The organism is Haloarcula salinisoli, assembly GCF_019599405.1.
In the GTDB taxonomy this organism is placed as follows: domain Archaea; phylum Halobacteriota; class Halobacteria; order Halobacteriales; family Haloarculaceae; genus Haloarcula; species Haloarcula salinisoli.
In genome coordinates, this window is sequence record NZ_RKLQ01000001.1 from 566,419 (window position 1) to 591,301 (window position 24,883).

A 24,883-nucleotide genomic window follows, 5' to 3' on the forward strand; every position below is an offset into this window, starting at 1 on the left:
ATCCCCGTTGCAGACGAACACTCATTAGTTTTCCCCCTGTGTCAGACGGGTGGCCGACGGCTCTCGTCGCAGTTTCCTACAACGTAAAGCAACGTATACGCTCGCTGTGGACCGTCTCGGGGTCGATTACTCTCCCATCGACCTCGACGGACTGGCCGGCGGAAAGCTGCCCGTACTTCGGTCCTTCCGGGATACCGAGGGTGTCAGCGAGGCCCGGGTCGAACCGCTGTTCGCGGGCGCGCAGTTCGTCGCCGTCGCGCTCGACGCTGTCGTAGCGCTTTCGGAGGACGTCGGCCAGCGCGTCGACCATCGCGGCCCGGTCAGTGGTCGCGTCGAGGACGACTGGTCCAGTGACCACGGTCCCCTGCTGTTCGGTGCCAAAGGCGAGGGTGTTGGCCTCGACCCACGACCGCACGGCGTCGCCGTCGATGCCGGTCGCTTCGGCGAGCAGTTCCTCTGGGAGGGAAACGACGCGCCACTCGTCGGCGTCTCGGGCCGCCTCGCCGAATCGGAGCCCCTCGCTGACTGGTTCCACCGCCGACTCCGCTGCGTCGACGAATTCGAGCGGGACGCCGGTCGTCTCGCGGAGGAACCGCTCGTCGACGACGCGGTAGCCCAGCGACTCGACGGTGTCGACGAGCTCGGGGTGGTCGCCGGTAACCAGCCCGTACTCGGCGCCGCTTGCCGCGAAGGCGCGCTCGACGACCGCTTCGTACTGGTGGTCGCTCGCGAAGTCGTCCAGCGCGTCCAGACACCAGTCGGCGCCGATGTGGCCGACGGCCCAGTCCGTCTCCCTGACGACCCGCTCGAACCGCGGGACGTAGTGGCCGCCGCCGAACCCGACGACCTGTCGGCGGTGGCCGTCCTCCGCGGGGGCGTCCGCTGGGACGCCCCGGCAGTCGAGAATCGCCTCGGCGACAGCCCGCGCCGCCGCGGGGTCGCGCCACTGTGGCTCGGCGCTGCCGACCTCGACGAACATCGAGGGGACGCCAACCTCGGTCGGTCCGTGGTGGGTACACTCCATGCCAACGTCGTACGACTCGGGGGCGTGCGCTGCCAGCGCGTGGACGACCGTGCGATGGGCGTTGGGCGCCGCTCGCGCGAACCGACCGCTCTCGCCGCCGTATTCGGCCTCGCCGAAGTTCCCGGTGTGGTGTGCGGTCAGCAGCTCGTCCGTCTCGCCGGCGTGTTTGGAGGCGAAGACCAACAGCGACGGCTCCTCGAACGCTTCGGCCACATCTTCGAGTTCGAGGTGGCGTCCCTCGAACTCTCGGAGTTGTGCCCCGTCGGTCCGGTAGACGGTCCCGCCGCCGTCGGCGTCGGGACGACTGTCGTCGACGGTCTCGGTCCAGTCCGCGATATCCAGCAGCTGCTCGCCGATGTGGACGCTCGCCTCGTCTGCCCGTGAGACGACGATAGCGAGCATCAGTCTGCGAGTTCCTCGTGGACCGGCTCCCGGCCCAGCGCCGACCGGAACGCGTCACCTGCCAGCCCGAACAGCTGGGCGAGCGCCCGCCGCCGGACGGCAAAGAGCGCGGTCCCGATGACGAGATACAGGACGGTGTAGCCGACGAGCAGTTCGTAGCTGTCGAAGGGCAGGACCAGCAGGTCGCGGATGATGATGAACTCGACGACCACCTGCGAGATAAAGAGGCCAAAGAGGGCGACGGCCTCGCGGATGGTAATCTCGAAGTTGACCAGGATGGCCAGCGCGAAATAGGACTGGGCGGCGGTAATCCAGATTTCGGCGGCCTGCTTCTGGTCGAACGGCAACGTTCCGAGCCCGCCCAGCGCGATGGAGTAGACGACGGCGATGGTCCCGATGAGCAGCGTCCACTGGTTCAGCTTCGAGGAGATGAGCGCGTTGAAGCCGGCCGTCGAGCGGGCCTTGTTCACTAGCACTGCGACGACGATGAGTTCGGGCGATTCGCTCGCCAGTGGTGCGACCCACTGAATCATGAAGAACTCGGGGATGCCGTTCTGGAGCCCGATTTCCTCCAGGCCGTGGGCAAAGGGCTCGACGGCGGTGAAGATGAGGATGCCGGAGTACGCAAACAGCGTGAGGACGACGATGGGCCGCCACGGTAGCGACCACTTCTGGAAGTACTTGGGGACGCCGACGGTGTGGTCAGAGGTTTCGATGTCGGATTTCAGTACCAGCCCGATGTAGGTGACGTACAGCCCAACCAGGAACAGCGTGTCGACCAGCCCGATACCGCCACCGAGCGGGACGAGGAACGCCCAGCCGGTCGCCACGAAGAGGAACGCTATCTCGGTCGCGATATCCCGGTCCAGCGTCACTGCGTCCTTGAGGAACCCCCCGCGCTTCTCGACGGCCTGGTCACGAGTCTTGGTGGCCCGCCAGACGGTGAAGACGGCGATGCCGGCCCAGCCGATGCCGATGAGGATGCGGTTCGCGCCGGTCATGTTCGCGATGGCCAGGTTCGCGTCGTGACAGCCACGGGCGAGGGTCGTCTGGCTCGCCTGTATCTGCTCGGCACTCAGCTGTGCACAGGCTTCGGCCGTCGCGCCGCCGGCCCCGGCGTTCCAGGCGTACAGCGCGTCGACGGCGTACTCGGGCGCGACCGCAAGCACCGCCAGCACGGCGATGGCGAACGCTCGCGGGACGTCCTTCTCGGCAGTCTCGGCGCCCCAGGCCAGCAGGAACGACGCGCCCAGGACCGCAACCCCCGAGACGCCGACGGTCGCCAGGACGCCGAGGTCGAGGCCAAGGAGTAGCACGGCGACCCAGCCGACGGTCAACAGGGCCGCACCCCCCACCTGCACGAGCGGATGACTCAGGCGGCTCACTAGGAGAGCACAGCAGGGGTCCGGTGGAAAAGGTTGCGAAACGAACGGCTAGGAATCAGGGTGACGAACACTGTCATTGGTTCCGGTCTGCAGAACAGCCAGAAAGCCCCCGCGCTCTGGACTCCCGCGACTCGCTGCGCGTTTCCTTCGTGGTTCGAGAGAGCAAAGCTCTCTCGTCATCACGAAAGGCGCGTTGCGCCTTTCGAACGACTTCGCTCAGTCCAGTGCTTGCTACGTCGGGGTTCGTCCAGAGCGCGGCCCCTTTCAGTCCCTGGAGACGCTTCGCGCCTCCCGACCCTCGCGGAGCCTACGGCTCCGCTCAGTCCCGTCCGTATCCGGTTGGCCAACCACGTGGGTGGGACTGAAAGGGGCGGCTGCGTGGCGGCTCCGCCGCCACGACTAACGAGGTCGGCTTTGCCGACCTCGCTTGCTACACGAAGGCGGGCGACGTAAGGACCGCAGGGAGCGAAGCGAGCGAGGACCGCAACGAGCCCCCCGAGTGTAGCAGGTCGGGGCTTTCTGGCTGTCCTAAATCTTGCAGATTGCCGGGGTAAGCATACTGTCTGTTTCGACTGGGAGCGTGGCGTTCAAGAGGGACGGCACCGGTCACGCGAGTATGCAAGTCTACGGCCTCATCGGCAATCCGGTGGGACACTCGCTCTCGCCGCCGATGCACGAGGCGGGCTACGAGGCGCTGGACATCGACGCGAAGTACGTTACTTTCGAGCCACCGGCCCACGAGGGGGCGGCGGCCGTCGCGGCGGCGGAGCGACTCGGTGTGGCGGGGCTGAACGTCACCATCCCGTTCAAGCAGGACGTCCTCGACGCTGTGGAGACCGACCCGCTGGCCGAGCGCATCGGCGCGGTCAATACGGTCGACTTCTCGGGTGACGAGCCACGGGGATACAACACGGACGCCGTCGGCGCGGTCCGCGCGCTGGACCACCACGACGTATCCCTCGACGGGACGGCAGTCGTGGTCGGCGCGGGCGGCGCCGGTCGCGCCGTCGCCTTCGGGCTGGCCGACGAGGGGATGACCGTCGAGATAGCCAACCGGACGGCGTCGAAGGCCGACGACCTGGCCGCGGCGGTGCCGGGTGCGAGCGGCCACGGTCTCGACGCGCTCGCGGACCTGCTTTCCAGCGCCGACGTGCTGGTCAACTGCACCAGCGTCGGGATGGACGAGGACGAGACGCCGGTGCCGGCTGTCACGCTCCACGAGGACCTTGCGGTGCTGGACGCGGTGTACTCCCCTATCGAGACGCGGCTGCTCCGGGACGCGGACGAGGCCGGGGCCACCACCGTCGACGGAGCCTGGATGCTGCTGTTCCAGGGCGTCGAGGCGTTCGAGCGCTGGACCGGCGAGTCGGCGCCGGTCGACGCGATGAACGAGGCGCTCCGGGCGGGGCTCTGACACGACGGCCGTCCCACTTCGAAGCATTCGGCCCCCGGGGTGGCGAGTATCTTCATCGACACACAGCCGGAAGTCTGCGGAACCCTTACCAGCAAAAGATTAGTGTAGGGGCACAGAACAGGAGCGTATGGGTTTGCTTCAGAAGCTGAAATCTGCACTCGGGCTCAACGGGACCGGGTCGTCGGAGTCGGGTCGCTCCGGCGACGTTGACGTCACCGTCGAGCGCGAGCCGTCTACGGAAGACGAGGACGCTGTCAAAGGCACAGAGACGGCGAGTAGCGAGGGGGCTGCCGAACCCGGTGACTCGGCGGCGGACAGCGACGACGCCGAGGACGAGGCGCCAGCAGCCGACGAGTTCGAGACGCTGGCCGACGAGGACGAGACGGCCGAGGAAGCGGCGGCGGACGCCGAGGCAGCCGATGCCGAGGAGACGGGCGAGGCGGAGACCGAGGGGGTCGACGAAACCGAGGAGACCGATGCCGAGGAGACGGACGACGCGGATGCCGAAGCGGTCGACGAGGCCGAGGAGACGACCGATACGGAGACCGTCGAGGGAAGCACCGACCCGGTCACGGAGCTGAACGGCATCGGGCCGGCCTACGGCGACCGCCTGGCCGGCGCGGGCATCGAGACCGTCGGCGAACTGGCCGCGGCCGATGCCGCCGAGCTGGCCGACCAGATAGAGCTCGGCGAGAGCCGCGTCGCTGGCTGGATCGAGCAGGCGACCGAGTACTGATTCTGTGACAGCGCTCGCGGGCCGTCGTCGGCCGGTCGATACGCCGACTGGCTACTGCCAGAACCGCAAGCGAATTATCCGCCGGGCTGCTTTCAATCGGTAATGCCACGGGTCGAGACGAGCCGGGACACCTTCGAGGCCCTCGCGGCGGACGCCTCACCGACGGCCCGGATTCCCGTCGCCGTCACCGTCACCGTCGACGACCCCTTCACCGCCTACCGACGGGCCCGCCACCCGACCGGCGGCGTCTACCTGGGAACGACCGGCGGGCAGTCGGGCTGGGGCTACTTCGCCACCACGCCCGCCGCGTTCACCGAGGTGGGTCCCGACGACGGCCCGGCGCTGTCCGCCCTCGCAGACGCCCTGGCTGACGACCACCTCGTCCGAGGCGACTGCGACGTGCCGTACCCGTGTGGTGCCATCGGCTGGCTCTCCTACGACGTCGTTCGGGACCTGGAGTCACTGCCCGACAGCGCCGTCGCTGACCGCGCACTCCCGCGACTCCAAATTGGGACCTACGACCGCGTCGCGGCGTGGGAAGAACCCCGCGGCGAGGGGCCGGTCGAACTCACGATTACGGCCTGTCCGCGCCTCGACGACCACGATTCCGTGGGGGTGGCCTACGAGTTCGCCCGCCAGCACGCGCTGGAACTGGCCCGCGAAGTCACCGAGGGCGACCCTGCGGTGGGCGAGCCGCCGGTCGCGGCCGACAGCGCCGCCTTCGAGAGTGACTGTACGCGCGAGTCCTTCGCCGAGCGCGTACGGACGGTCCAGGAGTACATCCGCGACGGCGACACCTTCCAGGCGAACATCTCACAGCGACTCTCGGCCCCGGCGGCGGTCCACCCGGTCGAGGCCTTCGACGCCCTGCGGCGGGTGAACCCGGCGCCGTACTCGGCGCTGGTGGAGTTCCCCGGTGTCGACCTCGTCAGCGCGAGCCCCGAACTGCTCTTGGATCGGGACGGTGACGAACTGGTAACCGAACCTATCGCCGGGACCCGGCCGCGGGGGTCGACACCCGAGGACGACGAGCGGCTCGCTGACGACCTGCGGGCCGACGAGAAAGAGCGGGCCGAACACGCGATGCTCGTCGACCTGGAGCGCAACGACCTCGGGAAGGTGAGCCAGTTCGGCAGCGTCGAGGTAACTGACTACCGCCGCGTCGACCGCTACTCCGAGGTGATGCACCTCGTCAGTGAGGTCCGGGGGCGGCTTCGCTCGCGAGCCACCCTGGCCGACGCCATCGCGGCGGTGTTCCCGGGCGGGACGATAACGGGCGCGCCCAAGCCCCGGACGATGGAGATTATCGACGAGGTCGAATCGACCCGTCGGGGGCCATACACCGGTTCTATCGGTATCTTCGGCTTCGACGGCCGCGCGACGCTGAACATCGTCATCAGAACGCTGGTCCGCTACGGCGACGAGTACCACCTTCGGGTCGGTGCCGGTATCGTCCACGACTCCGAACCGGACCGCGAGTACGAGGAGACGCTGGACAAGGGGCGGGCCCTGGTGACTGCAGTCGACGAGGCGCTGGGCCAGCGTGCGGACCTCTCCGTGGAGGGCGCGAAATGACTGATTCACTTGCCCCAACTGTCCTCGTCGTCGACAACTACGATTCCTTTGCCTACAATCTCGTCCAGTACGTCGGCGAGGTGGTCCTGCGTCTGGGCGGCGACGAGGACGACGTCGTCGTCCGGCGCAACGACGCCATCACCGTCGACGACGTCCACGACCTCGACCCCGACGGCATAGTCGTCTCGCCGGGCCCGGGCACACCCCAGGAGGCGGGCATCTCGATACCGACGTTCGCCGAACTGTCGTATCCGACGCTGGGTGTCTGTCTGGGGCATCAGGCGCTGTGTGCGGCCAACGGCTCCGAGGTGGGCCACGCCGACGCCGTGGTCCACGGCAAGTCCTCGCTGGTGACCCACGACGGTGAGGGTGTCTTCGAGGGCGTCCCGGACCCGGTCGAGGTGGGCCGGTACCACTCGCTGGCGGTCGACCGTGACGCCCTGCCGGACGTACTGGAAGAAACCGCACACACGGTCGAAGACGCCGACGCCGACATCGTGATGGCCGTCCGCCACCGCGAGGCGCCCCACGTCGGCGTCCAGTTCCACCCCGAAAGCATCCTCACCGACCACGGGAAGACCATGGTCGAGAACTTCTGTCTCTCATGCAATACCACGTAGACGGCGAGCTCGTCCCCGAGGACGAGGCCACGGTGTCGGTGCTCGACCGCGGGTTCATGTACGGTGACGCAGCCTTCGAGACGCTGCGGGTGTACGGCGGCGACCCCTTCGAGTGGGCGGCCCACCGCGACCGGTTGCACCACACCGCCGAGGCGCTGGGCTTTGCCGACGCCGTCCCCGACGACCTGCGCGAGCGGGTCGCGGAGACGCTCGCCGCCAACGACCTCGACGACGCGTATCTGAAGGTCTCGGTCTCCCGCGGGGTCCAGCCCGGGAAACTCACGCCCGAGCCCGAGGTCGACCCGACGGTCGTGGTCATCACGAAGCCGCTGCCACGTGGCGGTCGCGACGGCGAGCGCGTCTGGGACGGCCCGGCGACAGTCCAGACCGTCCGAACCCGGCGGGTACCGGGCGAAGCCATACCCGGGGACATCAAGAGCCACAACTACCTGAACGGTATCCTCGGCCGGCTGGAACTCCGCCGGTCGGCGGGCGATGGCGACCCCGCCGACGAGTGTTTGCTTCGCGACGTGGACGGCAACCTCGCCGAGGGCGCGACGAGCAACCTCTTTTTCGTGACCGAGAACGGCCTCCGGACACCCAGCGCGGAGCTGGACCTGTTACCCGGCGTCACTCGGGACGTCGTCATCGAGCTCGCTCGCGAGGAGGGGTTCCCGGTCGAGACCGGCGCCTACTCGCTGGACGCGTTGCGCAACGCCAACGAGGCGTTTCTCACGAATTCTACGTGGGAGATTCGCCCCATCGCGACGGCCGACGGCATCGAGATCGGCGCCGGCCCGATGACGAAGCTCCTCCAGCGGCTCTACGACGAGCGGGTCGAGACCGCACACTACTGATTGGGGCTCTCACACCACGTCCTCGCGCTCGACACCTTCCACGTCCAGAATCAGGTCCGGGCCGTAGGCGCCAGCGGGCGTCTGGTAGCCCGCGGGCGCGTCGCCGTCGAGCGCTCGCCGGGCCGTCGCCAGCGCCGTCTCGACGGTCAGGGCGTAGGTCTGGGGGCCCCGCAGCCGCGAGACCGCCCGGTCTCCATCGTCGTTCCGGGCCTCGCCCCAGACGTAACTCTCCCCGCTCGCCCGCTCGTCGGCGTCGGGCCCCTCGGTAGTCTGCTCGATGAGCCACTGCAGGCCGGTCCGGACCGGCGGGAGCGAGAGCAGCGGCGTGACGAGCCCGGCCATCCGCTGCATCCGGACGGCCCGCCTGGGCATCGCCATGTAGGTCGTGACGTTCGGGATACCGGTGGTGTGGTAGGCCGTCGACACGTCGCCCCACGGAATCGCGGCGACGTGCTGGCTCTCCAGTCCCCAGCCAAACTCTACGGTTCGGCTCTCGTGAGCGACCGGCACGTCCTCGATGCGACCGCCACGGCGGACCGCGCCGCCGCCGTCGAGGTGCTCGACCATCGTCTTGGCCGTCCCCCGGGAGACGCCGTTCTCGGCGCGGAAGGCCAGTTCGAGCCGGTCGGCGTCGGGTAGCCGTTCGGCGAGGTGTGCGGCCAGACAGTCCGTCGGCACCACGTCGAAACCGACGCCGGGTAGCAGCATGACGCCCGCGTCGGCGGCCCGGTCGTCCTGTTCGTGGATGGCCTCGAAGACGGTGAGCTCCCCGGTGATGTCGAGATAGTGGGTTCCCGTGCGCAGGCACGCCTCGACCATCGGCTCCCAGGTCCGCGAGAACGGGCCGGCGCAGTTGAGGACGGCGGTCGCGTCTCCGAGCACCATATCCAGCACCGTCGGTTCGTCGAGGCTCGCGACCTCGAACTCGCAGTTCAGTCGCGCGGCCTGTGACTCCAGCGTCCGACGCTCGCGCCCCGCAAGCACCGGGTCCAGCCCGCGCTCGGCGGCGGCTTCGGCGATGAGATTGCCCGTGTAGCCGTAGGAGCCGTAGACGAGGAGGCCACTCATAGCCGGATTAGGAGGGCCGCCCGCAAAACGATTGGCCGCAAAAGCTGACACCAACCGGGACGTTGAAACCGCCCAGGACCGTATCGCCGCCACAGATGGACGAGGACAGCCGTATCGCGGCCGTCGATGACGTCCCGCAGGACGGGAGCTTTCTCTTTACAGTCCGGGATGGGTTCGACACCTCGGAAGCGATTCTCGTGGCGCTTGCCGATGGCGTCGTCGCCTTCGAGAACTACTGTCCCCACTGGACGGACGTGCGTCTCGACAAGGGCAGCGGTGCGACGGTGCGCGAGGACGAACTGGTGTGTGAGAAACACGGGGCGACGTTCGAGCGCGGTTCGGGGTCGTGTACCTTCGGCCCCTGTGAGGGTGCCGTGCTGGAGGAAGTCGAGACCACCGTCGAGGACGGCGCGGTCTACCTGACCGACGACCGCTACGAGTTCGAGAACCAGGGTTCCTCGGGCGACCACGACCTCTCCTCGGGAAGCCGAATCGGCTTTTCCGGCCAGTAGCAGTGGTCGGTGCGCACGTGAGCTCGCGGTAAGTTGACTGCTGGTAACCGGGGTACGAGTAAGTAACAGGCACAGTTATGACAGTATGCGTGCTACTTGGTATCATGACGCGTGAAAAACGGACACGGTCAGCGGTCTGCCCCGAATGCGACAACAACCCAGTGGTTATGGAGCACGGCGGCTACTTCTGTGACTGCTGTAACGAGGAGTTCACCCGCGCGGACCTCGTACAACTCAACTGAGTCGCGGACTACTCGAACCGACCGGTGACGCCGTCACAGTCCAGACAGCGCGCCAGGGTCCCGTCGTCGGTTCGTTCGATTGTGTGCCGGGTCCGTTCGCCACAATCGTCGCACTGTCGCCGAATCTCCGTGTCGCCCCGGTCCCGCGGGGCGCCGAGTGCGAACGCGACGACGCGCTCCTCGCCCTCGTTGACCCCGCGCTGGAACTCGCCGGGCGCGAAGCGGATCACCTCGCCCCCCTCGACCAGCACGTCCCCCGCCTCGGTCTCGAAGGTCACGGTCCCCGTCTGGACGACGAACAGTTCCTCCTGGCGCTCGTGGCGGTGGTAGCCGTAGGCGAAGCTATCCCCCGGCGCGAGTTCGTAGTAGTTCAGGGCCATCTCGGTGGCGCCCACCGCATCCGTCAGCGGGCGCGACACGGCGGCCGGTCCGGGTCGGCCCTCGACGTCCTCGATTCGGACTTTCTCCATGTCCCCGAGGGCGTCGAGCACTCCTATAGGCGTTGTCCCACCGGCGGGCTCGCCCACACGAATTAGGGTGCGGCGGCCGTCACTCCGGTATGGCACGCACAGCAGTCATCGCCGGTGTCGGCCCAGGTCTTGGCGCATCGCTCGCCCGCAAATTCGTCGCCGAGGGCTGTCAGGTCGGCCTGTTCGCTCGCTCGACCGAGTTCGTCGACGAGCTCGCGGCGGAACTGGGCGAGGACGCGCTCGCCGTCCCGACGGATATCACCGACCAGGCGGCAGTCACGGCCGGCTTCGAGGCCGTCCGTGAGCAGTTCGGTTCGGTCGATATACTCGTCAACCACGCCAGCGGCGGCTCGTGGGATGGGATACGAGAGCTCTCTTCCGAACAGTTCGAGCACGCGCTGGATGTCTCCGCCGTCGGGGCGTTCCGTTGCTCCCAGGCGGCCATCGAGGATATGCTGGCCGGGGAGGGCGACGGGACTATCATCTTCACCGGCGCGACCTCGGCGGTCCGGGGCCGGGGCGGCGCGCCGGGCTTTTCGGCCGGGAAGTTCGCCGCCCGCGGGCTCGCGGAGTCCATGGCGCGGGAACTCGGTCCCGAGGGTATTCACGTCGCTCACGTCGTCATCGATGGCGGGATAGATACGCAGGGTCGGGGCGACGAAGACCTCCTTGACCCCGACGCCATCGCCGACGCCTACTGGACGCTCGTCGAGCAGGACCGCTCGGCGTGGACGCTCGAACTGGACCTGCGCCCCCACGTCGAGGCGTTCTGAGCGGGCGACGCGGTGCCCACTTATCCGATTCGATAGGCCGGTTCCGCGACGCTCTCGGCTTTGCACTCCGGGCACCGACTGGGTCGGTTCGTCAGGTCGTCGAAGTCGGAGAAGCCACACTGGTTGCATTCGGGCGGCGCGACGAGCAGTTCCTCGTCGGTCGCGTCGAGTGACTTTGCGATGTGTTCGACGTGTGTGAGCGCGGTGCTGGTCGGTATCTCGAAGTCGTTGGCTATACTGCCCGCGGCCATGGGCTCATCGCGCAAGCGGTCGGCGATGCGCTGGCGCGTCGTGCGACTTGCCTCGCGCATACGAACGCTTGGGAAGGGTCGGATATAGCTTTTGTCGCCGGCTAGGGGGTTGTGGTTACTCAAGAAGCTTTGCCCGCAAACAGCCAGAAAGCCCCCGCGTTCTCAGCTCCCGCGACTCGCTGCGCGCCTCGCCGCGCTCGGTGCTTGCTTCGTCGGGGTTCGCTGAGAACGCGGCCCCTTTCAGTCCCACCCATGCCAGTTGGTCAAACAGCGCTGGGCGGGACTGAAAGGGGCGGCAGGCTACACGAAGGCGGGCGACACAAGCACCGCAGGAACGAACATATGAGTGACGAGGAGCGCAGCGAGCTCCCCGAGTGTAGCCTGCCGGGGCTTTCTGGCAGTTTGCTATCGAGTTTTCTTCCCAAGCAAGACTAGGGACCGCACCGCGTGTAGTCAGTCGTCGTCCGCGGCGGCTTCTGCCTCCTCGTCGACCGAGCGGGGCCCGGCGGCGTGGCCGTCGTGCTGGAGCGCCGTCGCAAAGAGCTCCGGCGAGACGGCGGGTACGTCGACGTCCTCGACCGCCCCCTCGGCCTCGATATCCTCCAGCGACCGCGGGTACTTCCGGAGGTCTTTGTGGATGGCGATGCCGGCGTCGGCGCCCTCGCCCATCGCGACGGGAATCTGGTTGTGCCCCGGGGTCAGGTCGCCGACGGCGTAGACGCCCGGAACGGACGTTTCGCCGTGGTCGTCGACGTCGACGGTGCCGTCGTCGTTACGTTCGACGCCGAGGTCGTCGGCGATTTCGGCGTGGTAGTCCGAGCCCAGCATCGGGAACCCGCCCTTGTACTCCCGGACCGACCCGTCCTCGAACTCGTAGGCTTCCAGCCAGCCGTTCTCGTCGGTACGCTTGCCCGACAGCTCGGTGTCGACGACCTCGACCGGGTGGTTGTCGAGCAGTGTCTGGGTCTCCTCGCTCCACTCGGGCTCCTCGCCACGGGTCAGGATGTCCACGTCGTCGGTGTAGTTCAGCATTATCATCGCGACGTGGGCCGCGGCCTCGCCGGTCCCCATCACGAAGACGGGCTCGCCCACGAACATGAACGCGTCACAGTGGAGACACCAGTGGAGCCCCTTCCCGGTCCGTGGCAGTGGCGGGTCCGGCCGCTCGTCGGCAAAGCCCGTCGCCAGCACGACGCGTTTCACCGTGAGGTCGCCGTCGTCTGTCGCCACGCCGAAGCCGTCGTCGTCCTCTAGCGGTTCGACCGACTCCACGAATCCGCGCCGGTAGGTTCCGCCGTAGTCCTCGACCTGTTCGCGGGCGGTCTGCAGGAACTCGTTGCCGCTCACGTCCTCGGTGACGCCGATGACGTTGTGCGTGTCGGTCATCATCGCCGCACGGCCGCCGCCGCGGTTGACCACGACGGTATCCATGCCGAGTCGGGTCGTGTACAGTGCGCTCGTCAATCCGGCGGGGCCCCCGCCGACGACTGCGACGTCGTAGTCGAACTGCTCGTCGGTGTACATTGGAGGTTCGTAGGGGCTCGACCGATAAAAACGGCCGACATCCACGCAGCAGGGGCACACAACCGGACCGGTCCTTTCCGCCACCGTTTAAGTCTCCACGTCGACACGTCCCGGTATGACTCGACGCCGTGGTCGGTTCTGGCGCTCTCGGAGGTACCGATGGTAGATATCGCGTTCGCGCTCGGGCGACTCCTCATCGCCTTCGTTCTGGTCGTGTTGAACGGTTTCTTCGTCGCGACGGAGTTCGCCTTCGTCCGGGTGCGCTCGACCTCCGTCGAGCAGCTGGCCGAGGAGGGGAAAGCCGGCGCCGAGACGCTGCAGGACGTGATGGCCAACCTCGACGACTATTTGGCGGTCACTCAGCTGGGCATCACGCTGGCCTCACTGGGGCTCGGGTGGGCCGGCGAGCCCGCCGTCGCCTCGCTCATCGAGCCGGTGCTGGGTCCGCTCCTGCCGGCGAATCTGCTCCATCTGGTCGCCTTTGCCATCGGCTTCAGCTTCATCACGTTCCTGCACGTGGTCTTCGGGGAACTCGCGCCCAAGACCATCGCCATCGCCGAGGCCGAACGGCTCTCCCTGCTGGTCGCGCCGCCGATGAAGCTGTTCTACTACATGTTCTACCCCGGGCTGGTCGTGTTCAACGGGACCGCCAACGCCTTCACCCGACTCATCGGTATCCCGCCGGCCTCGGAGACCGAGGAGACTCTCGAAGAGCGCGAGATTCGACGCGTGCTTGCCCGCTCCAGCGAGCAGGGCAACGTCGACACCGCCGAGGTCGAGATGATAGAGCGCGTCTTCGACCTCGACGACACCACCGTCCGGACCGTGATGGTTCCGCGACCCGACGTCGTCTCCATCCCGGCCGACGCCTCGCTTGCTGAGATTCGCAAGACGGCACTCGACGCCGGCCACACTCGCTACCCGGTCGTCGGTACTGACGACCAGGACGAGGTCGTCGGCTTCATCGACGTCAAGGACGTGTTGCGCGCTATCGAGGACGACGGGGAGACCACGGCGGCGGAACTGTCGCGCAGTCTCCTCATGGTCCCGGAGACGGCGACCGCCGACGACATCCTGTTGCAGTTCCGTGAGGAACACCAGCAGATGGCGGCGGTCATCGACGAGTGGGGAGCTTTCGAGGGCATCGTTACCATCGAGGACGTCGTCGAGGCCGTCGTCGGCGACCTGCGGGACGGCTTCGACGTCGACGAGCGCGAACACTCGGTCCGAGAGCTGGGCGGCGGGCGGTACGACATCGACGGGAGCGTCCCGCTGACACTCGTCAACGAGGAGCTGGGCGCGACCTTCGAGAGCGACGGCGTCGAGACAATCGGCGGGCTGGTGCTCGCGCGGCTGGGCGAGATACCGTCGCCGGGCGACGGCGTCGAGGCCGACGGCTACCGCATCGAGGTCGCGACCGTCGACGGCGCCCGCATCTCGACCGTGACGGTCGAGCCCCTCGACGCGGCTGCTGAGTAATCGCGGTTTCGGCGGTATCGGTGGAAAAACCAACCTTCTTGCCCCCGCTGGGTTATGAGCCGGTAATGGCTGACTCACACGGTCCGTCGGGGTCGGCGGGCGACGGTGCTGGGGACGAGGAGGTCCCCGTCTCGGGCGAGGTCGTTCCGGACAAGTTCTCCTCCGACGAGGTCTTCCAGCGTATCGTCGCCGACGCCGACCACGAGATAACCTCCGGCGCCCGCGAGCTGTTCTTCAGCGCGCTGGCCGGCGGGTTCGCGATTACTATCACGCTGCTCGTCTACGCCTCGATGGTACCCAAGACCGAGAGCAAGATCCTCGCGGCGATGCTCTACCCCATCGGCTTCATCTATATCATCATCGGTGGGTACCAGCTCTACACCGAGAACACGCTTCCGCCGGTCGCGCTCACCCTGGAGCGGCTGGCGTCGATTCCGGCGCTGTTGCGCCACTGGGGTATCGTCGCGGCGGGGAACTTCGCCGGTGGTGCCATCGGTGCTATCGTACTCGCCTACGGCGGTGTGTTCAGCCCCGAGGCGGCGACCGTCGCGGCAGACCTGGCCACCAAGGGGGTCTACGAGACGTCCAATCTAGAACTGTTCTTCAAGGGGGCGTTCGCTGGGCTCATCGTCGCCGGCGTCGTCTGGATGAACTTCGCGGCCCGCGACACCATCACGCGGCTGGCGGTCGTCTATCTGGCCTTCCTCTGTATCCCGCTCGCGAACCTCTTCCACGTGGTCGTCTCCTTCACCGAAGCGGTGTATCTGATGCTCGTCGGTGATCTGGGGTTCCTGCTGGCGATGACCGACTTCGTCATCCCCGTCATGCTTGGCAACACCGTCGGCGGCGTCGTGCTGGTCACCATCGTCAACTACTACCAGACGACGGAGGACCGACTCGAGACGGCCCGGTTCGAACACGTCCGGCGACTCAGCGTCCGCGAGTGGCTGCTGGGGAACCTCGCGGGCCGGTCGTACGTCCCGCTCGTCGACACCGTCGAGGACTTCGTCAGAGACCCCGAGTCCTACCGCGTGCTCGTCCCCATCGCGAACCCCCGCACCGAGTCCGGGCTGGTCGAACTGGCCTGTACCCTCGCAAGCACCAGAAAGAAAGGGACGGTCCACGTCGCCCACGTCGTTCAGGCGCCAAAACAGAGCAAAGCGGCCGACGACCGCCGGCAGCGAGAGCGCATCGTCGAGGAGTCCTCGACCCAACTGGAAGATATCGAGCGCATCGGCGAGCGCTACGACGTCACTTTCGAGACCTCGACCATCGTCTCGCACCGCTCGTTCGAGGAGGTCTTCGACCGGGCGAACCGCACCCGTCCCGACCTCGTCCTGATGAACTGGGAGAAACACGGTCTGTGGGCCAGTGCCCGCGCGGAGCGTCCGCTGGCCGAACTCACCAACCAGCTCCCCGCGGACTTCCTCGTGGTCAAGGACCGCGGCGGCGACTGTTCACGGATGCTCGTTCCGACCGCGGGCGGGCCGGCCTCGGACCTGAGCGCCGAGATTGCCCGGGGGCTGCGCGAGGCCACCGGTGGGGAGATAACACTCCTGCACGTCGCCGACCCCGGCCAGCAGGAAGCGGGCGAGGCGTTCCTCAGCGAGTGGGCCGAGGGCCACGACCTCGCCGACGCGACCCGTATCGTCGACGATTCGGGCGATATCGAGGGGGTCATCGAGCGCGAAGCCGCCGACCACACGATGGTGATGCTCGGCGCGACCGAGCAGGGTATCCTCGCCCGGCTTGTCACCGACTCGCTCCATCTGAACGTCGTCGACGACGTTGACAGCACCGTCTTGCTCACCGAACGGGAGACCGACCGGTCGTTCACAGAGCGGCTGTTCGGTGCCGGGCGGCGGAATAAGTGAAAACTACCGTTGCTGTGGAGAGGTTTTGCCTAGCAGCGATTGCGAACAGCCAGAAAGCCCCGCTAGCAGTGGACGCCAACAGCGTTGCGAACAGCCAGAAAGCCCCCGCGCTATCGGCTCGCGCGGCTCGCTGTGCTCCTCGCCTCCCTGCGGTCGGCTACGGTGCTTACTTCGCCGTGCTTCGGCGATAGCGCGGCCCCTTTCAGTCCCACCCAGCGCTGTTTGACCAACCGGCTACGGGCGGGACTGAAAGGGGCGTTCGCGGGCGGCAAAGCCGCCCGCGAGCTCGGGAGACCTCCGGTCTCCCGGTGGCTGGCTGAACGAAGGCGGACGATGCAAGCACCACAGCGAGTGCAACGAGCGAGGAGCGCAGCGAGTCCCCCAAGTTCAGCCCGCCGGGGCTTTCTGGCTGTCTCGAACGCTGTCAGAACCAATATTCGGAGCGACTGTTCCTAGCCGAAGTTCTCGACCTTGGCGTCCTCGGTGTCGACGCCGGCCGCTTCCAGCGCCGCGGTCGCGTCGTCGAGGAAGTCGGCGAAGCCGTAGATGAACACCTGGCCGCCCGCGCTCGAGGCCTCGGCCACCGCGTCGGTCAGGTCGGCGTCGCCCTCGAGCACGTGGACGAGTACGCCCTGGTCCCGGAGCGCGTCGAGACGCTCCTCGTGAATCGGCGCGTCGTCCCGGTAGACGACGGCGGCGTCGTTGCCGTCGGCGATGGCGCGCTCGGCGATGCCGATGGCCGGGCCGATGCCGGGGCCGCCGGCCAGCAGCACCGCGTGCGATTCGCCCTCGTAGTAGTCCGAGCCGAAGGGGCCCGAGATACGGACCGAGTCGCCGGCCTCGAGGTCGGCCAGCTGGGGTGCGACCTCGCCGTCGGGGTCGATGCCCACTGTCATCTCGAACTCGCCGTCGACGTCGGGCGAGGAGATGGTGTAGAAGCGAGATTCGTCCTCGCCGTCGACGGAGAGCGTGAGCTTGACGAACTGGCCGGGCTGGGCGGTAAAGTCGCCGGGGGTCTCGACGTCGATAGCGATGGCGTCGGGGCCGACTGTCCGAACAGCGGCCACAGTGAGTGAACGTTCGTCCATGTCAGGGCGGTTGGAGCACGGAGACAAGGGGATTTCGGTCGTCGCCGGGTCGAGACCGTAGCACGCGCGCGCCCGCACACAGAAGCCTTTTCACCCACCACAGGCTATCCGTGTGGTAGTATGCCAGACGACCTCAACTGGGCCATCGGCGGCGAAGCCGGCGATGGAATCGACTCTACCGGGAAAATCTTCGCGCAGGCTCTCTCCCGGGCGGGTCGACACGTCTTCACCTCCAAGGACTTCGCCTCCAGGATACGTGGCGGCTACACCGCCTCCAAGATCCGGACGTCGGTCGACCGCGTCGAGAGCGTGGTCGACCGGCTGGACATCCTCATCGCGCTGACCGAGCGCACCGTCCACGAGAACGAGGACGAACTGCACGAGGACAGCGTCGTCATCTACGACGGCGAGCGCTCGACGATGCAGGACGTCGAGGTTCCCCACGGTGCGACCGCCCTGGAAGTGCCCCTGAAACGGCTCGCCGAGGACGCCGGCGGCGCCATCATGCTCAACGTCGTCGCGCTGGGCGCGGCGTGTGAGGTGACGAACTTCCCCATCGAGAACTTAGACGAGAGTCTCCAGAAACGCTTCGGCGACAAGGGTGAAGCCATCGTCGAGAACAACAAGCAAGCCGCTCGGAAGGGCCAGGAGTACGTCCGCGAGGAGTACGACCACGAGTTCCCCTACGACGTCGAGACGACCGACGAGGACTACGTCCTGCTCAACGGCGACGAGGCCATCGGGATGGGCGCTATCGCCGCCGGCTGTCGGTTCTACGCCGGCTACCCCATCACACCGGCGACGGACGTGATGGAGTACCTGACCGGACGTATCGACCAGTTCGGCGGGAAGGTCGTCCAGGCCGAAGACGAGCTGTCGGCTATCAACATGGCGCTGGGCGCGGCACGGGCCGGCGCGCGCTCGATGACCGCCACCTCCGGGCCGGGTATCGACCTGATGACCGAGACGTTCGGCCTGGTCGCGACCAGCGAGACGCCGCTGGTCATCTGTGACGTGATGCGCTCCGGTCCCTCGACCGGGATGCCCACCAAACAGGAACAGGGCGACCTCAACATGACGCTGTACGGTGGTCACGGCGAGATTCCCCGCTTCGTCGTCGCGCCGACCACTATCTCGGAGTGTTTCTGGAAGACAATCGAGGCGTTCAACCTCGCCGAGAAGTACCAGACACCCGTCTTCCTCGTCTCGGACCTGGCGATGGCCGTCACCGAACAGACGTTCTCGCCCGACACGTTCGACATGGACGAGGTCGAGATCGACCGCGGGAAGGTCGTCGACGAGAACGACATCGACGCGTGGCTCGACGAGAAGGGTCGGTTCCAGGCGCACTTCCCCGCCGCCGACGGCGTCTCCCCGCGCGCGTTCCCCGGCACGACCGACGGCGCCCACATGACGACCGGCCTCGAACACGACGAACTCGGCCGCCGGACCGAAGACACCGAGGTCCGCGTCGAGCAGGTCGACAAGCGCAATCGGAAGGTCGAGACTGCGAAAGAACAGGAGGAGTTCGACTACCGCGAGTTCGGCGACCCCGAGGCGGACACGCTCGTCATCTCGTGGGGCTCGAACGAGGGCGCGATGCGCGAGGGCATGGAGTTCCTCGACCAGGAGGGTATCGACGTGCGCTTCATCTCGGTCCCGTACATCTTCCCGCGCCCGGACCTGACCGAGGAAGTGCAGGCCGCCGAGACGACCATCGTCGTCGAGTGTAACGCCACCGGCCAGTTCGCAGACGTTATCGAGCACGACGTCCTACAGCGAGTCGAACGCATCAACAAGTACACCGGCGTCCGGTTCGACGCCGACGAGCTGGCCGCGGAAGTGAAAGCGACAATCGCCGACGCGACCAGCACACAGGAGGTGCAAGCAGAATGAGCTCAGACATTCGATTCACGGACTTCAAGTCCGACAAGCAACCGACGTGGTGTCCCGGCTGCGGTGACTTCGGGACGATGAACGGCATGATGAAAGCGCTCGCCGAGACCGGCAACGACCCCGACAACACGTTTATCGTCGCCGGTATCGGCTGCTCGGGGAAGATCGGGACGTACATGCACAGCTACGCCTTACACGGCGTCCACGGCCGCGCCCTCCCGGTGGGTATCGGCGTCAAGATGGCCAACCCCGACCTCGAGGTGATGGTCTCCGGTGGCGACGGTGACGGCTACTCCATCGGTGCCGGCCACTTCATCCACGCCTGCCGGCGCAACGTCGACATGAGCTACGTCGTCATGGACAACCGCATCTACGGCCTCACCAAGGGCCAGGCCTCCCCGACCTCCCGGGAGGACTTCGAGACGGCGACGACGCCCGACGGGCCGAACCAGCCGCCGGTCAACCCCAAGGCGCTGGCGCTTGCCTCCGGTGCGACCTTCATCGCCCAGACGTTCTCCTCGAACTCCCAGCGCCACGCCGAAATCGTCCAGGAGGCCATCGAACACGACGGCTTTGGCTTCGTCAACGTCTACTCGCCGTGTGTCACGTTTAACGACGTCGACACCTACGACTACTTCCGGGACACCATCGAGGACTTAGACGAGACGGACCACGACCGACACGACCGCGAGCAGGCCAAGGACAAGATTCTGGAAGGCGACAAGGAGTACATGGGCGTCCTCTACCAGGACGAGAACTCGGTGCCCTTCGAGGAGCGCGAGGGCGTCGAGGGCTCCATGGCCGAGATACCCGACGGCGCCCCCGAGGGCGCGATGGACCTGGTTCGAGAGTTCTACTGAACCTTTTTCTGCGTCGGGTTCGCGTTGCGAACCCCCGCTTGCAAAAACGTTCATGAAAAAGGCGCGAATCGCCTGTGGCGATTCGCGTTGAACCGGCGGCCTCCGGCCGCCGGATGCTCACGCAGGACAGCCTGCCCTTCCCCGTCTGCGCGGCACGGAGGCCGCGCCCGGCCACCACGCCGCTCGTTACGTTGCTTCCGGCCCCTGAAGTTGCTCTTCTTCTTCCTCCTCCTCGCCCCCGCCGTCTTCTTCCTCTTCCTCGCCCCCACCGTCTTCTTCCTCCGCTTCGCCGCCGCCCTCCTCTTCCTCTTCTTCACCGCCGCCACCACCGGGAATCCCACAGCCGGCGAGACCGACCGTTCCGATTGCGACACCAGTTCCGAGCAGGAAACGACGCCGGGAGGTATCGTCGTCTCGTGTCATATCCATCCCGTCGGCGCAGGTGTATCTAAAGCTATCCCCGGCGACGGAAAGGCTGGTTAGTCCGGCGGGCGAACTGTACGCCGATGGATGTCGACCGGCTCTCCGAGTGGCAGCACTTCGTCGTCGGTATCGGCGTGGTCGTGCTGACGTTCCGACTCACGGAACCAGGGGCCGACAGCGTCACAGTCGGCCCGGTAGACGTCGATATTTTCTACTTCACAGTGCTCTCATCGCTGACTCTCGTCGCGCTCTCGGGTCACGGGCTGTGGACGATGTACACCGACCGCTGAGCGGACCCACGACCGGCCAGAACACACAGGCATACACAACAGAGTTGGGGCCCAAGTCATACCCGTCGCTCGCGTACTCCGACCATGCACGTCTTCTGGCACCAGCGGGACCTCCGAATCCGGGACAACCGCGGGCTCGCGGCCGCTGCGGCCGACGACACCGTCGTTCCGGTGTTCGTCGTCGACTCCGCCGTCCGTGACGTCGTGGGCGACCGGCAGTGGGCGTTCTGGACGAACGGCCTCCGGACACTGCGGGGCGCCTACCGCGAGCGCGGTAGTGACCTGCTCGTCCGCATCGGCGACCCCGCCGACGTCCTCCCGGCCGTCGCCGACGAGTACGACGCCGACCGGGTCTTCTACAACGAGCACTACCGACCGGTTCGCCGGGACCGTCAGCGCGCCGTCGACGAGGCCGTCCCGACCACCGCCGTCACCGACCTCGTGCTCGTCGACCCGGCCGAGCTGGAACCGCGCTACGAGAACCACCGCCGCTTCTACGACGACTGGCAGACCCACGAGAAGCCCGACCCGGCCCCGGCGCCCGACACCGGCGCGCTGGCCGATATCTCTGACCCGCGGCCCATCCCCGACGCCGAGGCCGACATCGACCTGCCCGCGGCGGGCGAACCCGCCGCGCGGCAACGCTGGGAGCGATTTCTGGCCGACGGCATCGAATCCTACAGCGACACGCGCGACGATATGCGTGCGGCCGTGGCCCGGCCCGTCGGGGCGGTTTCGCGCATCTCGCCGTATCTCGCCGCGGGGATGATAGGGATTCGAGAGCTCTGGGCCGACGCGACCGAGCGGTCCGGAGCGGTCGACGGCGACGCCCGGCGCAACGTCGATAAGTACCGCTACGAGCTCTCCTGGCGCGAGCAGAACTACAATTTGCTCGCCCACCACTCCACGCTGCCCTCGGAGAACTACAAAGCCATCCCGAACGCCATCGCCTGGGAGAACGACCCCGAAGCGCTCGACGCGTGGAAACGCGGCCAGACCGGCTACCCGCTCGTCGATGCGGGGATGCGACAGCTGAACGAGGAGGGATACCTGCACAACCGCCCCCGCCAGAACGTCGCCTCCTTTCTCACCAAGCACCTGCTGGTCGACTGGCGCGAAGGACGGCGGTATTTCGAACGGCAACTGCTGGACCACGACCCCGCGAACAACGCCGCCAACTGGCAGTGGACCGCTTCTACTGGTACGGACTCCGTCGACGTGCGCATCTTCGACCCGGTCGCCCAGATGCACAAGTACGACGACGGGGCCGACTACGTCACCGAGTACGTCCCCGAACTTCGCGGGGTTCCATCGGGTAAAGTCGTCGACTGGCCCACACTCTCGGCGGAGGAGCGGGCCGCGCTCGCCCCCGAGTATCCCGCCCCTATCGTCGACCGAGACGAGGCGTACGAGCGGGCCCAGCGGGTCTTCGAGACCGCACTGGGCAAACGGTAGCCGGGCCGGTGGTACACCGCCCATTCCGACACGGAAACCGACAGACCCGATGGGAAAGTTGACGTTAGGCACCCCCAAAGACCAATACCGTTGACGGACCAATCCAGTGCAATGGGCGAGGAGAGTGGCGACCGTGTCTACTACGTTATCAGTGACCTCCACATCGGCGGCGACGAGCAACTAGAGGAGGTCGAGTTTCTCGACGAGTTGCTCGACTTCCTGGCGCGGCTGGCCGAGACCGACGAGAACGCCGAACTGGTGATAAACGGCGACGCCTTCGGGCTCTGGGAGTTCACGAAAGTCGACGGGCTGGGGAAGTTCGAGGTCCTCGTCGACACCTATCCGGAGCTGTTCGAGCAACTGCACAGGACCGGGGCAAACATCGATATCACCCTGCTGCCGGGCAACCACGACCACGAGCTGGCGGCCTACGACGAGTACGTCGAGCGGTTCGCCGAGTACAACGTCGACCTCGTTCAGGGGCAGTCGCTCACGCGTGTGGTGGGTGACCAGGTCGTCCACTTCGAACACGGCCACCAGCACGACCCCAACAACGCAATCGAGGCCTGGGGGGATCCCAACGCGACGCCGCTTGGCTACTACTACAACACGCTCGTCACGAGCCGGGCCGGCCAGCTCTCCGACCGCGGCCGGTACAACTGGCTGAAGGACGTCCAGGCGGTGACACCCACCGAGCGGATGCCGGTGTGGCTGCTCTCGAAGTACTTCTATCGGGAGATGAACCCCGTGCTCCGGTACGCGCTGGTACCCTTCCTCCTGCTTTTCAACATCAGCGCCGTCCTCGCCGTGGTCGCGGGGCTCGATATCCTCGGCATCTGGTCGACGCCGGTCACCGTCGCGACGACGTTTCTCGCGCAGTTCGGCCCGGCTGGGACAGCCGTCTGGTTCCTGCTCGCGGCCAACGTCGCCATCACCGGCATCCTGTTGCTCGTCGCTATTCCGCTGTACTTCCTCCGACGTGACGTCCGGCAGACGATAAACCGCTTTGGCATCTTCGAGACCGGCCTCACCGTCGATGCCGAGGCGCCCTACAAGGGGGCCGCCGAGGAGATATTCGCCGAGGAGCCCCAGACCTCCATCTACTGCTACGGCCACACGCACCGCCCGACGATGCAGGCCGTCGACGGCGGTCTCATGGTGAACACCGGGACGTGGCTCAAGCGACTCCACCGTCGCGACGGTATCATCGGCATCCTCCCACCAGTGTTCTACCCGTCCTACCAGCTCTCGGCGGTCCGTATCGCACAGGCGCCCGACGGCGTCGCCGTAGAGTACGAGCCCATCCAGAAACCCAGCCCGAGCCCGGAGGAGCTCACGCTCACCGAACGCCTGCTCACGCTGGGCCGGAAACCCGATACGGACCTCCCCGACCGCGCGGTGGTGGCCGGCGAGGAGACGGTCGAAACCGTCGAAGCCGAGTGAGAGGGACGGTCTCCGCGTCCGGCACCCCTCTCGCCCGGGTTCCCCCCGGATACTGGTCCGGGGCTCTGGATATCGCCCGGTCGTTCATCGTCGACTAAACGGCGTTGCCAGGGTGCTCCCGGCGCAATCATTTTACCGAGGGGTTCTGTACCCCGGAGCAACGGACAGTTGCCTTATGGATACTCCGCCTTCTTCAACCGATGACCGGAGCCGCCGGCGGTACCTCTCCTCGCTCGTCGGTGCCGTCGGCGCGCTGTCGCTCGCCGGCTGCGCCGCCGACGATGCCACGGACTCGGACCCACCGTCTACCTCTGCGTCAACGCCGACCGGCACGCCGTCGGCGGGGAGCACCGACCGCCCAGCAGTGGGCGACGTCGTCGAAGGCGACCGGCTCGCCATGGTCGCCTACAGTGTCGGTCGGTCGGCGGATTTCGAGACCCTGGAGGTGCTCAACGGCGATGGACACGTCGTCGTCGACGTGGCCGTCAAGAACACGCACGATAGCGAGTACGTCGGCCTTTCGTATCACGGGGGATTCACGCTTCGGGACGGCGAGTCCAGAGAGTACGGCGCGACGGTGGTCGGTCCCACCCCCCGGTTACACGCCGGCGAGCTCGCTCCCGGCGAAGTCGCACGTGGCTTTGTCACGTTCGACAGGGTACCACCGGACGCGACGGGGCTGACCCTCGAAGTCACGCCCACGACGGAGCCCTCCGGCGCTGGTACGGCGACTATCACCCTCGAATCGGACGGAACGGGCCGAACGCTCACCCACGACTTCGCGGTGCCGGTCCACGAGCTGGGCGAACCCACCGAGTACGAGGACACGCGCTTTACCGCGACCGAAGTCCGCACGTCGACCGGCAGTGATACTGCCAGCCCGGCCCCGGGGAACGAGTTCGTCTTCGTGGATATCATCGTCGAGAACACCGGTTCGGACGAGCTCTTTCTCAACCACGTCCTCCAGGCGACGTTGAAGGACAGCGAGGGTCGGACGTACGACTTTTCCCCCACCGCCGTGCGGACCATCGATAACGGGGCCGTGTCCATGACCGTCGCCCCGGGCAACAGGGAACGAGCGGAACTCGGATTCGAAGTCGAGGCCGGTGTCGAACCCCTGTATCTGGTTATGGACCTCGACGACGTCTGGGTGGGCGGCCGGCGGTTCTACCAGCTCCGGTGACGGCCGCGCCTGTCCCATCGGACGAGCGTGGTGTCGCAG

24 protein-coding genes are annotated in these 24,883 nt (G+C 67.0%); 16 read left to right on the forward strand and 8 right to left on the reverse strand.

What is annotated here, in order from left to right:
- Window positions 1-76: 76 nt before the first annotated feature.
- Both EGD98_RS02920 and EGD98_RS02925 read right to left on the reverse strand, forming a co-directional pair.
- On the reverse strand, window positions 77-1,426 hold the full coding sequence (locus EGD98_RS02920) for a D-aminoacyl-tRNA deacylase (protein ID WP_220586855.1): 1,350 nt from the start codon (window positions 1,424-1,426) through the stop codon (window positions 77-79).
- The gene (locus EGD98_RS02925) at window positions 1,426-2,787 is read right to left on the reverse strand and encodes a sodium:calcium antiporter (RefSeq protein ID WP_220588021.1); all 1,362 of its coding nucleotides are present in this window, start codon (window positions 2,785-2,787) and stop codon (window positions 1,426-1,428) included. Before EGD98_RS02925 ends, EGD98_RS02920 begins: the two co-directional genes overlap by 1 nt.
- A 640-nt stretch (window positions 2,788-3,427) precedes the next feature.
- On the opposite strand from EGD98_RS02925, the gene EGD98_RS02930 reads away from it, so the two are divergent.
- From EGD98_RS02930 to EGD98_RS02950, 5 genes are all read left to right on the forward strand, one after another.
- Entirely contained in the window at window positions 3,428-4,225 is a 798-nt protein-coding gene (locus EGD98_RS02930; protein WP_220586856.1) for a shikimate dehydrogenase, read from the forward strand.
- Window positions 4,226-4,352: 127 nt separating this feature from the next.
- Entirely contained in the window at window positions 4,353-4,961 is a 609-nt protein-coding gene (locus EGD98_RS02935) for a helix-hairpin-helix domain-containing protein (protein ID WP_220586857.1), read from the forward strand.
- Between the two features lie 102 nt (window positions 4,962-5,063).
- The gene (gene pabB, locus EGD98_RS02940) at window positions 5,064-6,536 is read left to right on the forward strand and encodes an aminodeoxychorismate synthase, component I (protein ID WP_220586858.1); all 1,473 of its coding nucleotides are present in this window, start codon (window positions 5,064-5,066) and stop codon (window positions 6,534-6,536) included.
- On the forward strand, window positions 6,533-7,156 hold the full coding sequence (locus EGD98_RS02945; RefSeq protein WP_220586859.1) for an anthranilate synthase component II: 624 nt from the start codon (window positions 6,533-6,535) through the stop codon (window positions 7,154-7,156). Before pabB ends, EGD98_RS02945 begins: the two co-directional genes overlap by 4 nt.
- Complete coding sequence (locus tag EGD98_RS02950) at window positions 7,141-8,013, forward strand: aminotransferase class IV (RefSeq protein ID WP_220586860.1); 873 nt, start codon at window positions 7,141-7,143, stop codon at window positions 8,011-8,013. Before EGD98_RS02945 ends, EGD98_RS02950 begins: the two co-directional genes overlap by 16 nt.
- Window positions 8,014-8,022: 9 nt before the next feature.
- Here EGD98_RS02950 and EGD98_RS02955 read toward each other — a convergent pair whose 3' ends face one another.
- Window positions 8,023-9,081 (reverse strand): saccharopine dehydrogenase family protein, encoded by a 1,059-nt coding sequence (locus EGD98_RS02955; RefSeq protein ID WP_220586861.1) that lies wholly within the window; start codon window positions 9,079-9,081, stop codon window positions 8,023-8,025.
- A gap of 95 nt (window positions 9,082-9,176) precedes the next feature.
- Between EGD98_RS02955 and EGD98_RS02960 the strand changes: the two genes are divergently transcribed.
- A complete protein-coding gene (locus tag EGD98_RS02960; RefSeq protein WP_220586862.1) occupies window positions 9,177-9,593 on the forward strand; it encodes a Rieske (2Fe-2S) protein in 417 nt (138 codons plus the stop codon).
- Between the two features lie 104 nt (window positions 9,594-9,697).
- A complete protein-coding gene (locus tag EGD98_RS02965) occupies window positions 9,698-9,835 on the forward strand; it encodes a DpnI domain-containing protein (protein ID WP_220586863.1) in 138 nt (45 codons plus the stop codon).
- Between the two features lie 8 nt (window positions 9,836-9,843).
- On the opposite strand, the gene EGD98_RS02970 is transcribed toward EGD98_RS02965, so the two are convergent.
- Window positions 9,844-10,305: a cupin domain-containing protein gene (locus tag EGD98_RS02970; RefSeq protein WP_220586864.1), complete on the reverse strand. Its 462-nt coding sequence runs from the start codon at window positions 10,303-10,305 to the stop codon at window positions 9,844-9,846.
- Between the two features lie 89 nt (window positions 10,306-10,394).
- Between EGD98_RS02970 and EGD98_RS02975 the strand changes: the two genes are divergently transcribed.
- Window positions 10,395-11,078 (forward strand): SDR family NAD(P)-dependent oxidoreductase, encoded by a 684-nt coding sequence (locus EGD98_RS02975; RefSeq protein WP_220586865.1) that lies wholly within the window; start codon window positions 10,395-10,397, stop codon window positions 11,076-11,078.
- Between the two features lie 20 nt (window positions 11,079-11,098).
- On the opposite strand, the gene EGD98_RS02980 is transcribed toward EGD98_RS02975, so the two are convergent.
- Together EGD98_RS02980 and EGD98_RS02985 are read right to left on the reverse strand one after the other, a co-directional pair.
- Window positions 11,099-11,389, reverse strand: coding sequence for a transcriptional regulator (locus EGD98_RS02980; RefSeq protein ID WP_220586866.1), 291 nt, complete (start codon window positions 11,387-11,389; stop codon window positions 11,099-11,101).
- Between the two features lie 393 nt (window positions 11,390-11,782).
- Window positions 11,783-12,853 (reverse strand): NAD(P)/FAD-dependent oxidoreductase, encoded by a 1,071-nt coding sequence (locus EGD98_RS02985; RefSeq protein ID WP_220586867.1) that lies wholly within the window; start codon window positions 12,851-12,853, stop codon window positions 11,783-11,785.
- Window positions 12,854-13,012: 159 nt separating this feature from the next.
- Here EGD98_RS02985 and EGD98_RS02990 point away from each other — a divergent pair, with 159 nt between their 5' ends.
- Together EGD98_RS02990 and EGD98_RS02995 are read left to right on the forward strand one after the other, a co-directional pair.
- Entirely contained in the window at window positions 13,013-14,332 is a 1,320-nt protein-coding gene (locus tag EGD98_RS02990; RefSeq protein ID WP_220586868.1) for a hemolysin family protein, read from the forward strand.
- Between the two features lie 65 nt (window positions 14,333-14,397).
- Window positions 14,398-16,206: a formate/nitrite transporter family protein gene (locus EGD98_RS02995; RefSeq protein ID WP_220586869.1), complete on the forward strand. Its 1,809-nt coding sequence runs from the start codon at window positions 14,398-14,400 to the stop codon at window positions 16,204-16,206.
- 452 nt (window positions 16,207-16,658) lie between these two features.
- On the opposite strand, the gene EGD98_RS03000 is transcribed toward EGD98_RS02995, so the two are convergent.
- A complete protein-coding gene (locus EGD98_RS03000) occupies window positions 16,659-17,294 on the reverse strand; it encodes an FAD-dependent oxidoreductase (protein WP_220586870.1) in 636 nt (211 codons plus the stop codon).
- Window positions 17,295-17,414: 120 nt separating this feature from the next.
- On the opposite strand from EGD98_RS03000, the gene EGD98_RS03005 reads away from it, so the two are divergent.
- Window positions 17,415-19,190, forward strand: coding sequence for a 2-oxoacid:acceptor oxidoreductase subunit alpha (locus tag EGD98_RS03005; protein WP_220586871.1), 1,776 nt, complete (start codon window positions 17,415-17,417; stop codon window positions 19,188-19,190).
- Entirely contained in the window at window positions 19,187-20,050 is an 864-nt protein-coding gene (locus EGD98_RS03010; protein WP_220586872.1) for a 2-oxoacid:ferredoxin oxidoreductase subunit beta, read from the forward strand. The genes EGD98_RS03005 and EGD98_RS03010 overlap by 4 nt, the downstream gene beginning before the upstream one ends.
- A 186-nt stretch (window positions 20,051-20,236) precedes the next feature.
- Here the strand turns inward: EGD98_RS03010 and EGD98_RS03015 are convergent, their stop codons facing one another.
- Complete coding sequence (locus EGD98_RS03015) at window positions 20,237-20,473, reverse strand: twin-arginine translocation signal domain-containing protein (protein WP_220586873.1); 237 nt, start codon at window positions 20,471-20,473, stop codon at window positions 20,237-20,239.
- An 83-nt stretch (window positions 20,474-20,556) separates the two neighbouring features.
- On the opposite strand from EGD98_RS03015, the gene EGD98_RS03020 reads away from it, so the two are divergent.
- The 4 genes from EGD98_RS03020 (at window position 20,557) to EGD98_RS03035 (ending at window position 24,844) form a co-directional block, all read left to right on the forward strand.
- Window positions 20,557-20,763 carry a hypothetical protein gene (locus EGD98_RS03020; RefSeq protein WP_220586874.1) on the forward strand — a complete coding sequence of 69 codons (207 nt, stop codon included), beginning with the start codon at window positions 20,557-20,559 and terminating at the stop codon, window positions 20,761-20,763.
- Between the two features lie 84 nt (window positions 20,764-20,847).
- A complete protein-coding gene (locus EGD98_RS03025; protein WP_220586875.1) occupies window positions 20,848-22,218 on the forward strand; it encodes a cryptochrome/photolyase family protein in 1,371 nt (456 codons plus the stop codon).
- Between the two features lie 111 nt (window positions 22,219-22,329).
- Window positions 22,330-23,661: a metallophosphoesterase gene (locus EGD98_RS03030; protein WP_220586876.1), complete on the forward strand. Its 1,332-nt coding sequence runs from the start codon at window positions 22,330-22,332 to the stop codon at window positions 23,659-23,661.
- 175 nt (window positions 23,662-23,836) lie between these two features.
- Window positions 23,837-24,844 (forward strand): DUF4352 domain-containing protein, encoded by a 1,008-nt coding sequence (locus EGD98_RS03035; protein WP_220586877.1) that lies wholly within the window; start codon window positions 23,837-23,839, stop codon window positions 24,842-24,844.
- Window positions 24,845-24,883: the final 39 nt, after the last annotated feature.